Below are 13,218 nucleotides of genomic sequence, written 5' to 3' on the forward strand. Positions count from 1 at the left end.
ATGGACGCTTGAGAATTACACCGAATCAGGCGGCCTTCCCCCTTGACGGGCGTTGGCTCACATACAGATAATAAGGCAACAGCCCGGGAGCATCCGCTCTCGGGCTGTTTATTTTAGATAGAAGACATTTAAGCTTGGGTGCTTATGATCTGTAATAAGTGGAAAATACCTTTCGTCAATCAACCGCCGCCTATACCTTTTCTTCGTCTTTTAGCGCCTCTAGAATCTGCCGGGCGAGCTTGTCGCCAATGGACAAAGGGCGGAAATCCTCTACCGTCGCTTCTTTGATTTTCTTGAGCGACCCGAAATGCTTGAGCAGCAGCTTCCGCCGTTTCTCGCCGATTCCCGGGATGGCGTCAAGCCGCGATGTGACCATCGACTTGCCGCGCTGCTCGCGGTGGAAAGTTATCGCGAAGCGGTGCACCTCATCTTGGATGCGCTGGAGCAGATAAAACTCCTCGCTGTCCCGAGCGAGATGAACCGGCTCCGGCGGGTCGCCGACCAGCAGCTCCGCGGTCTTGTGCTTGGCGTCTTTGACGAGGCCGCAGACCGGGATGAACAGGCCCAGCTCGTTCTCCAGAATATCGACTGCTGCGGAAATCTGGCCTCTGCCGCCGTCCACGACGATCAGGTCCGGCTGCGGCAGATCCTCTTTCAGCACCCGCTCATAGCGGCGGCGGATCACCTCGCGCATGGTCTCATAGTCGTCAGGCCCTTGCACGGTACGCACCTTGTATTTGCGGTACTCCTTCTTCGCCGGCTTGCCGTCAATGAACACGACCATGGCCGATACGGGATTCGCCCCCTGGATGTTCGAGTTGTCGAACGCCTCAATCCGGCTGAGACTCTCCAGCCCAAGGCTCTGCCCGAGGCCAAGGGCCGCGCCGGAGGTCCGCTCTTCATCCCGCTCGATCAGGCGGAACTTCTCTTCGAGCGCCACGCGTCCGTTCTCGCAGGCCATGCGGACCATCTGCTTCTTGAGTCCGCGCCGCGGCACCATGACCTTGATGCCCAGCCACTGCTGCAGCGCCGCCGCCCCGCCTGCGGCATCCACCACGCCGGCAGCGGCAGCTTCCACTGCTGCGGCGGCGCGCTGCGCCGTCTCTGCCGCTGTCTCCTCCGGCGTTTCCTCTTCCCCTGCCAGGTCTTCTTCGGCCACGGCAAAGGCCGGTCCGCTGCCGTAAGCTGCGGTATCGGCAGCACTCACAGCAGCCCCGCCAAAAGCGCCGGCTGCTGCTTCTTCGCTCTCCGCAGCAGCGGGACCGTCCAGTGACACGGCTCTGGCGTCCGCAGGCTCCGGCGGAAGCACCGTTGCCGAGCCTTCCATAAGCAGCGGTTCAGGCAACAAAATCTCCTGCGGCAGCGCCGGATTTTCGCTGTAATACTGCGTCACATACGACATGAAGTCACTGAAAGCTTCTCCGTAGAACGGAAAGCTGGACGAGTGGCGCTGAATCATTTTTCCCTGTCTCATATAGAGAATCTGCACGCACATCCAGCCTTTATCCACGGCATAGCCAAATACGTCGCGGTCCTTTGTGTCCGGCGTGTTGATGTTCTGCTTCTCCATCAGAGCTTCGATATAGTTGATTTGATCCCTTAGTTCCTTGGCCCGTTCAAAATAAAGCTCCTCCGCAGCCTCCTGCATCTTTTGCTGAAGATCCTTCTTGACCGCTTCATGCCCACCGCCCAGAAAGGTTGAAATGCTCTGAGTAATCTCTTCGTAGTCGGATTTGGACACTTCCTTCTCGCACGGGGCGAGGCACTGGCCCATATGGTAATACAGGCATACCTCCTTCGGCATCGCTCCGCATTTGCGCAGCGGATACATCCGGTCAAGCAGCTTCTTCGTCTGTTGGGCCGCGTAGGCGTTCGGATATGGTCCGAAATATTTCGCCTTATCTTTGAGCACCCGGCGCGTCACTTCAAGGCGCGGATGCCGTTCATTCGTAATTTTGATGTAGGGGAAGGTCTTGTCGTCCTTGAGCTGCACGTTGTAGCGCGGCATATGCTTTTTGATCAGGTTGCACTCCAGAATGAGCGCTTCCATGTTGCTGGCCGTGACAATATATTCAAAATCGCGGATATCCGCAACGAGCCGCTGGGTCTTACCGTCATGGCTGCCCGTAAAATAGGAGCGGACCCGGTTCTTCAGCACCTTCGCTTTTCCTACATAGATGATCGTGCCTTCTTCGTTCTTCATCAGATAGCATCCGGGCAGGTCCGGCAGCAGCGCCAGCTTGCCCCTGATGTTGTCCATGTAGTCCATGTGGTTCTCCCCTCCTAAAATCCGTGGGCGCCCCTCCTAAATCCTCCCCAATGGGGAGGACCCCAAGGGCTCCGCCCTCTGGACACCCGGAAATGGGCGAATGAGCGGCGCTGAGCCTGGGGTGGTGACCTGGTTTGAATCAAGCGGTCCTTCTGCCCCGCCCTGACGGGCGGCGGCCTCTGGACCTTTCATACGGCGCCTGGTACTGCGTGCAGGGACCCGCTCTCCCTACGGGATTCGCTTTACTTCGTGCTTCGGCGGATTGGTGACCTATGCGTGCGAGCACCGCTCTCCCTTCGGGATCGCTTATCATAGCGCACAAAGCGCCTCCGGTTTGAACCGAAGGCGCTGGGCAGGGCCAAAGGCCCGGACAATGCGGTATTAAAATTATTGATGTTTGGCTACGATGTTTTTCAGCGATTCTTTAGAGTTCAGACCGACCACTTTATCGACAGGCTGGCCGTCTTTAAAGAAGATCAAAGTCGGAATACTCATAACGCCGAAACGGGAAGCCGTTTCCGGATTTTCATCCACGTTCAATTTCGCGATCTTCACGCCGTCTCCAAGCTCGGTGGACAATTCATCCAGAATCGGAGCAAGCATTTTGCAAGGACCGCACCAAGGTGCCCAGAAGTCTACTACAACAGTACCCTGACCTTGAACCTCATTGTTAAAGGATTGGTCAGACACGTTAACAATTGCCATGATAATGTTCCTCCTTAAAGGGGTTTTGCGAAGTAGAACTCGCTTCGTAATATATGATGGTTTCTGCATAGCGGATTATTCCGCTTGCCTATACATCAGTTTTGCGAAGAGAAAAAGCTTCAATTGAAGCCTGCTTCGTAAGACCCAGCAATATTAAATGCATTCATGTAATATGGTAACCAGATTACTATTTATCGACTCATTCTCATTATAACATATTTGTCTAGCATATGTGAAATGTCACATTAATCTTCGGATTCAGGGTACGGATTGCCAATGAATAACTCCCGAGCCCGCGGGCTTATCGGCGAGAATGGATTCGATGGAACTTCCTATTTCCTCAATAACCAAGTGAAACGGATAGAGCGGCTTCATCGGCTCTTTTTATTCACAAACGAGGCTGCACCAGTCAAAAGCGACATTACATCAGCTTCCAGCTGCTTCTCCGTTATCTTGCTGCGGTCTACCCCTATGCCCGCTTTTAAGATTCCCATCCCGGCATCGCTTGCGAATCCAGTAAGCGTAATTCCCGGCTGGTCACGAAGAATATTCACATTTTTGGCGTGTGCCGCCGAATCCTCCCTCTCTTTCAGAAAAATCAAGGCCATCCGAATACATTCGCCGCTTCGCCATGCGGTCCTCCCATATCATAAGGACAATCTTGGAGTATCTTTACAACCTGCCGGGGATTTGGGTATACTTAAAGAAAGCGCATTATATGTCAATGACTTAATTCATACTCCTGCAATCAAAAAGATTGGCCATTTCTGCGAGGAGGTCAAACTATGGATGTCAATGTGCGGAAACACGACCCGCGGGAGCATGTAAATGAAGAGCCCCGCAATGACCTTGGCGATTTGATGAACGGCTTTTTCGGAATGACTACCTTTATGGCGGTCGTATTTTTCGGCATGGTCATCATCAAGTTCCTAATATCGGAGTAAAAAAACGGCAGTCCCGGGTTACCGGGCCTGCCGTTTCTTGTTGTCCTCGCAAACGTAGAGCGCATCCCGTTAGGGGCAGCGGGCACTCTCTCGCTTGATGCACAATCCGCCATCCCCCCGCTAACGTAAAGCGCATCCCGCAGGGACAGCGGGCACTCTCTCGCTTTATTCACAATCCGCCATCCCCCCCGCTAACGTAAAGCGCATCCCGCAGGGACAGCGGGCACTCTCTCGCTTGATGCACAATCCGCCATCCCCACGCTAACGTAAAGCGCATCCCGCAGGGACAGCGGGCACTCTCTCGCTTGGTGCACAGTCCGCCGCTCCATCGCATGAAAGGTCCTTCGGCCGCCGCCCGTCAGGGCGGGAGCCGAATAGGGACCGCTCCACGCGCAACAGCAACTCCCTACCGCCTACGCCGCTCCCCTGCAAAATTTCGGGTGTCCAGAGGGCCAGCCCTTGGGGTCCTCCCCATTGGGGAGGATTTAGGAGGGGCCGCCCACTGATTTAGGAGGGGTCCCGCTCCACCCGCTGATTCTCCCCTACCAGCTGCACCACATCCACATACGGCGAAATCCGGTTCATCAGCCGCTGTCCCTTGTAGACTTCCTCGCCATCCTTGCTGGTGAAGCTCAGATGCTTCTCCAGCCCATCCAGCGGATAGTTCGACGTATAAAACGTCGGCTTGCGGTTCATCCGGTAATTGAGTATCGGTCCGAGCACATGGTCGCGCGCCCAGGGGTTCAAATTCTCCGCTCCGATATCGTCAAAAATAAGCAGATCGCATTCTTTCATGGTATCGACGGTTTCCTTCAGCTTTTGGCCATCCATCATGATCGCTTTAAGTTCCTCGACAAAATCAGGCATGTACACGATAACGCCGCTGAATCCGGCAATCGCCAGCTCATGCAGCAGATAGCACATCAGAAACGTCTTGCCGGTGCCGAAGGAGCCGTACAGATACAGCCCGCGTGCAGACAGCCCCGTCTCTTTCGTGCTCTTGATATATTGGAACAGCCGGCTCACCGCCGGAGCGCGCCGGGGATCTTTGCCCATAATCTCAATCTCGTCATAGCCTTCGTTCAGCACACGATCATCCACATAAAAACTGCGAATCCGTTTGCGAATCCGTTCCTGATTGTCTCTGGCAACTTGCAGCGCACATGCGGTCTTGCGCTCATACAAATCAGGGAACCCGCCGATGCTCTCCACCGTCAGCTTGCTGTAATGGCCCTGAAAATCATTGGGGCACCGCTCCAGGCCGGGGCAATTCGCACAACTGCGGGCTTCCTCCACATATTGATACAGGCGGCTTAAATGAAGCCTGAGCCTGGATTCTTCCAGTTCGGGATGCTCGGTGCGAAGCCGAAGCACGAGCGGATGGTTCAGCAGTTCATGCTCCAAATCCCTCGAACGCAGGCGCAGAGCGGGATTATTCATCGAACGAAGCACTTCGCCCATCGACTCCACTCTTAACACCTCACTTTCCTACGGCGATTCCGCCGCTCCTTTTTTCTTGCTGGCCTTGATATCGGCCGCCATCTGCATCATTGCCGCAAATTCTTCTTCACTCACGGCTCCCGATTGTCCGTCATCCACCGCAATCTGGATTTCGGGTTTGCCGGAAGTCCCGCCCCTTTTGGCATAGGAACGCGAACGCGTCCCCGGCGCGCCGGAGGCTCCTTTTCCTTTTACCTTGGATTGATCGCGTATGTAGCGTACCGCCTTCTCATAGCTGTTGACCTGCTTAACCAGCATATTGGAAGCAATGGCCTCCACGAAATTACGGTTGATCCGCTGTTCTCCTCCCGAGGCAACCAGCGTCATCAGGTAGTGGATCAGCACGTTGATCACTTCGCCGGGAAGCTTGTAATTCAAATCAATCTTCTCGAAAATATCCATCAGCTGCCCCGGCACCGCGCCCGGAAAAAAAGTCTGAAGCAGCCGGGTATACGGCTCGTTGCGCAGCATCATATTATATTGGTGAATATCGCATTTGGACAGGAACTGTGGAGGAACCTCCACATAATATTCCATTTCAACAGGCTGCTCATCGGGTATGATCGCTCCATCTCCCTGTTCCGCGGCTCTGATAGCTACGACCTTGGCGGCCGATACTTCCCGCTGCTCCTGCCGCTTCATATGTTGCCGGAAATGCTGGTTGGCCCTGTGTTGAAGCTCATCAAGCACAAGCTCGCCATCCGGAGAAAAAATACCGTCCTCATCAAGCAGCCGGCACATATCCTGCGCGCCGAGCTTGTATTTATGGGCCACATAATTGATGACGCCCATCTGATCAAAATCAAAACGCAGCTTCTCGACATGCGCCCGGTTGACCGATTCCCGCGGAAAGCGCAGAATAATGTCGCTGTAACCGATCGCAAGCTTGCCCTCGGCGCTCTTCACTGGCTGGCGGACAGCGGCCACCTCGGTCAGCGCCTGCTCCAGCTCATAATCGATGACATGCGTGTTCAGCTCAAAAATATCATAGAACGGCCGTGATATATTTTCCTTGCCTACGGCGCTCCGGCTCCACTCCTCCGGTTCCCGGCTCCAGAACTGCTCCCTAAGCGACAATACGGCGAATTTACCTACCTTATCGCGCAGCAGCAGCGTTAAATGCTGGGTGGCAAAGAAGTCTGATGGAGACAGCGGCGGCAGCATTTCGTACTCGTACAAATAATCGTCGGTTTCCGGTATAAAGATACGGCTGGTCTGAAGCAGACCGACTGCCTCGAGCCGGGAAGCCTGTTCAATCAGCGATCTGCGGCCTTTCTCATTTGGTTCAATCCCCAGCGTCAGAAACAAGCGGCGCTGCGGTTCCGCAGCCGAGTAGCCGATATTCTCCGCAGGAACATGCGAGAAGAGCAAACGGTACAGGCTTATGGCAAAAGCGCCGACCATAGGCTGGTAGATAGAACTCAGCATACGCTCGTCTACGGGACTTAGACCGAATTCGCGGGAAACGCAGTACCGATGATGTTCGGTGAAATGATGTAAATGACTGATATGCATCTTCGGATACCTCCTCCTTTTCGCGAATTCAAGACGGTTTCTCTTTCAAGTAGAGTTCTATTCTATCATAAATCGACTGTCTATAAATGTTGAAAAAAGCCCAAAACAGACGCTTTCTCCCGCTCGTTCGCAGCCGGTCCTCGTCATCCTGACACATGCGGATTTTTTAGAAAAAAAGATGAAAATCCAACCTAAAACGGCCGCTCCCGCAGAATACGGGAAAGCGGCCGCTGCGCTTTCTCATCATACCTTATTCGTCAGAACATTTTATATCCGCCCAGCCGCAGACGCCGGATCGTCCAGCCGCTTAGCACCGCTCCGGCCAAGCCGGCGGCGCCGGTCAAATAGTCCACCGGATGAAAGGAAGACAGATGCTCCCACAGCGTCACGGAAGAACGGTCCCAGATGGAATACACCACCACCGGCAACATGACGAGCACGAATAAATAAGCGGGAAACCATGTGGTTTTCATTAACATATTGAGGATAAAGCCGATACCAAACATCATTACAAAGAACAGAACGGCGAGCACAAACACAGGAATAAATCCCACCCGACTCACTTCCCCTCTCTATAAAGAACCTCACATAAAGCATCAACCCGTAGTCAGTTTACTAGAAAAAAGGTGACGAAGCAATGAATTTCCGTGACTGAGCCGACGGCAGTGTTTGCTCTTCACCGCAAGCTTGCGCTACAATGCTTAGAAGGACAACCATTGGAGGAGTGATCACATGAGTGAAGCCGCTTTGACGCTGGAAGGATGGTATGCTCTCCATGACTTCCGCTCTCTGAATTGGACCGCCTGGACGGCGGCCGATGATGAGGAACGCGCTGTGGCTCTGGATGAACTGAATGCATTTATAGCAGAATGGGCCGGTGTCGAGGAGGCGAACCTGGGCAGCTCAGCCTGGTATTCGATCGTGGGACAGAAGGCCGATTTCGTAATGATGCACCTGCGTGAAAGCCTGGAGGACCTGAACAAGCTTGAGGCAGCCTTCAACAAGACCGCTTTTGCCCCCTTTACAACCAAGGCTTACTCCTATGTCAGCATTGTGGAGCTGAGCAATTATAACTCCGGCGGAGAAAGCGGAGAAGACCCGATGCAGAATCCGCATATCGCCGCCCGCTTAAAGCCGGTTCTGCCGAAAGCCCGGCATATCTGCTTCTACCCGATGAACAAGAAGCGGGAGCTGGCCGATAACTGGTATATGCTCGATATGGCCAAGCGCAAGGAGCTGATGTACTCGCACGGGCTGATCGGTCGCGGTTACGCCGGCAATGTTAAGCAGATCATTACCGGCTCCGTCGGCTTCGACGATTGGGAATGGGGCGTAACTCTGTTCGCAGAGGACGCGCTGCAGTTCAAGAAGCTCGTCTACGAGATGAGGTTTGACGAGGTCAGCGCCCGCTACGGCGAATTCGGATCGTTCTATATCGGCAACCTGCTGACTTCCGAATCTTTTGAGGAAATGCTAAAAGTGTAATTAAAAAGGGTGTGCTCCGCAGCGTGTATAACGCCAGGGCATACCCTTTGTCATATCATTTATCCTTCCGAAGACTCTCCATCATCTTCCCCGTCCCTCAGGCTCTTCAGGTAATCCTCGGTCGCCCGGTCACGGTCCCGGCTCTTCTCCTTCAGCCGCTCAATCGCAGGCAGAATGAGCAGGTCGACTTCTTTCTGGACGGTATAGGCCAGATCATGTCTGCTTTGATCCTCGAGATAGGAGCCGACCTCCATCAAGCCGTTGTAACGATCCAGTTCGTCCCGCGTCAGCAGCCCCCGCACTTGCACGCTGCAGTGCCGCATTCTATAGGAACTTGCCTTTCTTCAGAACGAGCGGAATGCCGCCGATAATAAAGAGGTAGCGCATGTCCACGACTTTTTTCAGCTGGGCGGCTATCCAGCCCTTGTATTTCTTGTCGCCGACTACGGCGATTCCCTGGCCCCTGCCGAGCGAAGCGACCGTTCCTTTATTGCTGAATGCGAATTTCTTCGGCTGCTTATTTCGGATCGCCGCCACCAGATTATGGGCACAGCACTCGCCCTGCTGCATGGCGATTTGCGCCGTTGGAGGGTAAGGACGGCCCTCAGGTCCGATCATAAGCGAACCGTCTCCGATGATGAAGATATTGTCATGACCCGGAGCGTGCAGGAACTCGTCCACTTTGACACGGCCGCGCATCGCTTCAAAGCCCGCAGCTTCGATCAGACGGTTGCCGCGGATGCCCCCCGTCCAGACAATTGTCGATGCCTTGATTTCTTCGCCCGTCGCGAGCAGAACGCCACTTGGCATACATTCCTTGATGGCTACACCGATTTTGAAGGTTACGCCTTTCTTTGTAAGCACATTTATAGCATGCTCGACAAGCTCGGGAGCAAAGCCGGGCAGAGCCGTCGGAGCGGCCTCCACATTGTAAATGTTGACCAGGCTAGGGTCCACGTCGTATTCCTTGCACAGTTCCGGCATCCGGTCCGCCAGCTCGGCCACGAACTCAATGCCGCTGAACCCAGCGCCGCCGATAACGAAATTGATATGCTCCTGCGGGTTATTCTCGTTCTTATACTTGGCAAACTGATATTCGATATGCTCACGGATCAGACGAACGGCGTTGATGCTGCGGATCGTCAGGGCATACTTGTCGAGCCCTGGAATGCCGAACGTCTCCGGCTCTCCGCCCAGTGAGATAACAAGATAGTCGTAGGACAGCGTTCCGTCCTCCAGAATGACCTTTTTCTGCTGGGTGCGAATTTCTTGCACCGACGACTTGACAAGGTCGATCTTGAATTCATCGATCAGCTTGGAAATGGCTACGCGCGAATGGTCGATGCTGTCCGTTCCCGCGGCAGGCATATGCAAATGCGTAGTGAAGTAGTGATACTCATGGCGATTGACAAGCGTAACATCCGCCTCGTTGTAATTTAAGGCCTTTTGCAGACGTTGTGCGGTTAGTATACCTCCATATCCAGCGCCTAGAATTACGATTTTAGGAATACTGTTCATTTTCCGGCTCCTTCCAACAGGCGAATCTGATTTAAAGTGTCTGAATAAATAAAGTTTTTTGTGAAATTATACACAAGAGATTGGAATAAATTCCAGTAAAACTTAAAATAAACCGAAAATAATCATATACATTGTAATCCTTACCTTGTATTTAAGCAAATAGCAATTATTATCATGTTTGCTGGCTCATGCTCCTCCAATTATTTAAAGCTGACACTTTGCAGTGCGGTCCCGCAATGTTTATAATGGGGTAGTATGGCATTTTGAATATATCAACTTGGAGGTGTAAGATTCTGTGACTTCCCAGCAACTTGGCGCTCCTATGAGCGACCTTCTCATCATAGGCGGTGGTCCGGCAGGCATGTTCGCCGCTTTCTACGGCGGAATGCGCCAGGCGTCCGTAACTCTGATAGAGAACATGCCCCAACTGGGCGGGCAGCTTGCTGCACTTTATCCCGAAAAATATATCTATGATGTAGCAGGATTCCCAAAAATCACGGCACAAGAGCTCGTAGACAATCTTTCCCGGCAAATGGCTCTGTTCCAGAGTGATATCCGCCTGGAGGAGAAAGTGATTTCCGTTGAAAAACGGGGCGAACGCCATTTCGCCGTTACGACCGATAAAGCGGAATACCACGCCAAAGCCATCATCATCACGGCAGGCGTTGGCGCCTTTGAACCACGGCGTCTGGATCTTCCCGGAGCTGAACGCTTCGAAAAAGCCAACCTGCATTATTTTGTAAGCGATTTGAATGCGTTTAAAGATAAAAAAGTACTGATCACCGGCGGCGGCGATTCCGCGGTCGACTGGGCGCTTATGCTTGAACCTATCGCTGCTGAGGTCACTTTGATCCACCGCCGCGACAAGTTCCGCGCCCACGAGCATAGCGTGGAGAATCTGATGAACTCTAAGGTCAAGGTTATTACCCCTACTGAGATTTCAGCGCTGCACGGAGATGAATTTATCAACAAGGTGACGCTCTCCAATGTCAAGACAAAGGAGACCCAGGATATTGAAGTGGACAGTGTAATCGTTAACTTCGGCTTCTTCTCCTCGCTCGGCCCAATCTCTGATTGGGGCATCCAAATTGAAGGCAGTTCCGTTGTCGTCGATTCCCGCATGGAGACCAGCATCCCCGGCATTTTTGCTGCCGGCGATATTACCACTTACCCTGGCAAGCTGAAGCTAATCGCCGTAGGCTTTGGAGAGGCGCCGACCGCCATCAACAATGCCAAGATCTACATTGATCCCGAAGCGAAGCTGTCTCCGGGCCATAGCAGCAGTCTGAAGCTGCAAGATCAACCGTCTTAATAATATTGTTCTCGGAGTCCCCGCAAAGCTCCTGAGGAGGTTTCTGAGCCAAAGCTGCATATTGTGGGGTTAGGTTAAATAAAAAGGGTATCCTAACGGGTTGAAGTTAATCACAGCTCGTAAGGATACCCTATTTAAATTCTAGTAGCGGTTTAGTTTTATGTAGGGCTTCATTAATCATTCTGAAGTCATTATTGAAGTACCGCATGCTCTGGAGAGTGTAAGTTCCGTTTGAGAATTTCAACTAATAACAGAGCGATAAAATCATGCTCCAGTTGAAGTTCTATGGCTTTGTGATAAGAGTCCAACAACATCTCATCCGATAATTCAACCACAACGTTCACCTACCTTTCCTTTATTTGGCTCTTCTCTATCATATCAAACTATCAATTTTCGAACAAGTGTTCTTAATATCCACAGCCTAATGTGGAAATCCTGTGCATAATATGTGGGTAAAGGTAATAAATGCTGGAAAAATGCGGTGGACAATGGGGATAAGAGTTATACACAGGATTCGCCTTTGGTAGTATAATAAAAAAAATTCATTTTTGCTATAGCTATTCTTAAAAATCGGTCTCTCTTCCCTATTCGGAAAGAACTATTATCGCCATTTTTTCCCGTTACGTAAATTATTGCGGTCTTGTGTTCACTTCCAGAATCCAGATTCTACCCGAGCGGTCTACCGCATAATCGAAGCCGAGTTCACCGATTCCCGGAAAATGGCGCTCCAGCACTCCAATACACGTTATGGTGAGATTGCGCATCTCCGTTCTTTTGGCGGATATCTTAATCCGCGGAAGCGATCTTCTCAGCCCTTCCCGGCAGGTCAGCATAGTGCCTCCCTTGCATAGGTTGGTCACGAACAGTCCGGGTCTGGCCAATCGGCCAACCATGGAACGAAACTCCCAGTGCTCCCCGTTCTTCACGACCTTGACCCGGTAATCGATAGGACGTCCGGCTATTCTGGCAAGCGATATGCCCTGCTGGATTAAATAGCTGCGCTTGACCCTGACTCTCTTCAGCGCCCCCGCCATGCTGGAATAGTCCCGGTATATTCTGGTTCTGTCCATATAGGTAAAACCATACCCCCTGCCGTCCCGGAACACTTTGATGACGCCATAGCCCCCGCCGCCGACAATCGGCTTGATCACCACATTGCCGTACCGTTGAAGCATGGAATGCAGAGCGGTATTACTATAAGGCATCGTTTTCGGTATATAACCGGAAATCCGGCTGTCGCTGAGCAGCGCTTCAGTCTTCCGCCATTTGCTGGCCAGTTGTCTTCCCGCCATTTGCCCCTCTCTCCTTTCTCAAAGCCTGCTATACTGTACTCAAATACTACTTTTACCTCCTGTATGATTGTCCTTAGCTGAAGGCAGCTGTGTAAAAAGGGGCGGCTATGCCGCGGCGGATGCCACGAGGACCGGGAGAACAGCCTGCGAAATCCGACAGCATCCGAGCCGCTGGCATCTGCCGGAGAAAAGGCGGGAAATATGTCGCCTGAGCCGCCGCTGTAATACGACATATTTCTGCGGCGAGTTGCGGACATGGGGCGGGGGGATGGCCATCGGGCGGGGATGGCCATCGAGCGGGGGACGGCCATCGAGCGGGGGTCGACCAATAAGGCGGCAAAAGTAACCGCTTTCCAAAGGAGCCTCGATGGCTTATATTTAAAGTATCTATTCGGACACGTGAGAGGGAGGCTTTACGATGGCTCAATTCTTTGAGGTATTGTACTGGTTCGCTATGGTCGGCTCGTCCGTCGTACTGGCTGCAACTACGCTGCTGGTCTGCGGGCTCGGTGTCAAATTCTTCATTAAAGATGGACGGAGAGCGCTGGGCGCAGGCTGTATCGCCTTCTCGCTTGTATCCGTGGCCTTGATCGTCTTTATGATTAACTACAAGTTTATTTTGGCGGCATGAAAGCGGGTATGTTCCCGCTGCTGCAAGCAACAAAAGATGCCCCGGCT

General features: G+C 52.7%; 14 protein-coding genes. 4 read left to right on the forward strand and 10 right to left on the reverse strand.

The annotated features are described in order from the left end of the window. Window positions 1-190: 190 nt before the first annotated feature. The 3 genes from uvrC to KP014_RS26015 form a co-directional block, all read right to left on the reverse strand. A complete protein-coding gene (gene uvrC / locus KP014_RS26005) occupies window positions 191-2,269 on the reverse strand; it encodes an excinuclease ABC subunit UvrC (protein WP_090834271.1) in 2,079 nt (692 codons plus the stop codon). Window positions 2,270-2,656: 387 nt separating this feature from the next. Then, window positions 2,657-2,974 carry a thioredoxin gene (gene trxA / locus KP014_RS26010; RefSeq protein WP_025688833.1) on the reverse strand — a complete coding sequence of 106 codons (318 nt, stop codon included), beginning with the start codon at window positions 2,972-2,974 and terminating at the stop codon, window positions 2,657-2,659. A 371-nt stretch (window positions 2,975-3,345) separates the two neighbouring features. Beyond that, complete coding sequence (locus KP014_RS26015) at window positions 3,346-3,582, reverse strand: hypothetical protein (protein WP_036605301.1); 237 nt, start codon at window positions 3,580-3,582, stop codon at window positions 3,346-3,348. A gap of 177 nt (window positions 3,583-3,759) precedes the next feature. Between KP014_RS26015 and KP014_RS26020 the strand changes: the two genes are divergently transcribed. Beyond that, window positions 3,760-3,918, forward strand: coding sequence for a YqzM family protein (locus KP014_RS26020; protein ID WP_090834270.1), 159 nt, complete (start codon window positions 3,760-3,762; stop codon window positions 3,916-3,918). 507 nt (window positions 3,919-4,425) lie between these two features. Here KP014_RS26020 and dnaI read toward each other — a convergent pair. From dnaI to KP014_RS26035, 3 genes are all read right to left on the reverse strand, one after another. Further along, the gene (dnaI, locus tag KP014_RS26025) at window positions 4,426-5,388 is read right to left on the reverse strand and encodes a primosomal protein DnaI (protein ID WP_036605346.1); all 963 of its coding nucleotides are present in this window, start codon (window positions 5,386-5,388) and stop codon (window positions 4,426-4,428) included. Window positions 5,389-5,406: 18 nt separating this feature from the next. Further along, window positions 5,407-6,933 carry a replication initiation and membrane attachment family protein gene (locus KP014_RS26030; protein ID WP_036605303.1) on the reverse strand — a complete coding sequence of 509 codons (1,527 nt, stop codon included), beginning with the start codon at window positions 6,931-6,933 and terminating at the stop codon, window positions 5,407-5,409. A 257-nt stretch (window positions 6,934-7,190) separates the two neighbouring features. Further along, entirely contained in the window at window positions 7,191-7,487 is a 297-nt protein-coding gene (locus KP014_RS26035; RefSeq protein ID WP_036605305.1) for a YuiB family protein, read from the reverse strand. Window positions 7,488-7,665: 178 nt separating this feature from the next. On the opposite strand from KP014_RS26035, the gene hemQ reads away from it, so the two are divergent. Further along, a complete protein-coding gene (gene hemQ / locus KP014_RS26040) occupies window positions 7,666-8,418 on the forward strand; it encodes a hydrogen peroxide-dependent heme synthase (RefSeq protein ID WP_036605306.1) in 753 nt (250 codons plus the stop codon). Between the two features lie 59 nt (window positions 8,419-8,477). Here hemQ and KP014_RS26045 read toward each other — a convergent pair whose 3' ends face one another. Together KP014_RS26045 and KP014_RS26050 are read right to left on the reverse strand one after the other, a co-directional pair. Then, window positions 8,478-8,741, reverse strand: coding sequence for a hypothetical protein (locus KP014_RS26045; RefSeq protein WP_036605307.1), 264 nt, complete (start codon window positions 8,739-8,741; stop codon window positions 8,478-8,480). A 1-nt stretch (window position 8,742) separates the two neighbouring features. Then, window positions 8,743-9,936, reverse strand: a complete 1,194-nt coding sequence (locus KP014_RS26050; RefSeq protein WP_036605309.1) for an NAD(P)/FAD-dependent oxidoreductase — start codon at window positions 9,934-9,936, stop codon at window positions 8,743-8,745. A gap of 295 nt (window positions 9,937-10,231) precedes the next feature. On the opposite strand from KP014_RS26050, the gene KP014_RS26055 reads away from it, so the two are divergent. After that, window positions 10,232-11,248 (forward strand): NAD(P)/FAD-dependent oxidoreductase, encoded by a 1,017-nt coding sequence (locus tag KP014_RS26055; protein ID WP_036605311.1) that lies wholly within the window; start codon window positions 10,232-10,234, stop codon window positions 11,246-11,248. A gap of 191 nt (window positions 11,249-11,439) precedes the next feature. On the opposite strand, the gene sda is transcribed toward KP014_RS26055, so the two are convergent. Both sda and KP014_RS26065 read right to left on the reverse strand, forming a co-directional pair. Further along, entirely contained in the window at window positions 11,440-11,583 is a 144-nt protein-coding gene (gene sda / locus KP014_RS26060) for a sporulation histidine kinase inhibitor Sda (protein WP_090834316.1), read from the reverse strand. 294 nt (window positions 11,584-11,877) lie between these two features. Continuing rightward, window positions 11,878-12,540 carry a YheC/YheD family protein gene (locus tag KP014_RS26065; RefSeq protein WP_036605312.1) on the reverse strand — a complete coding sequence of 221 codons (663 nt, stop codon included), beginning with the start codon at window positions 12,538-12,540 and terminating at the stop codon, window positions 11,878-11,880. Between the two features lie 418 nt (window positions 12,541-12,958). Between KP014_RS26065 and KP014_RS26070 the strand changes: the two genes are divergently transcribed. Next, window positions 12,959-13,171: a hypothetical protein gene (locus tag KP014_RS26070; RefSeq protein ID WP_036605315.1), complete on the forward strand. Its 213-nt coding sequence runs from the start codon at window positions 12,959-12,961 to the stop codon at window positions 13,169-13,171. Window positions 13,172-13,218: the final 47 nt, after the last annotated feature.

It is taken from the genome of Paenibacillus sophorae (assembly GCF_018966525.1).
In the GTDB taxonomy this organism is placed as follows: Bacteria; Bacillota; Bacilli; order Paenibacillales; family Paenibacillaceae; genus Paenibacillus_AQ; species Paenibacillus_AQ sophorae.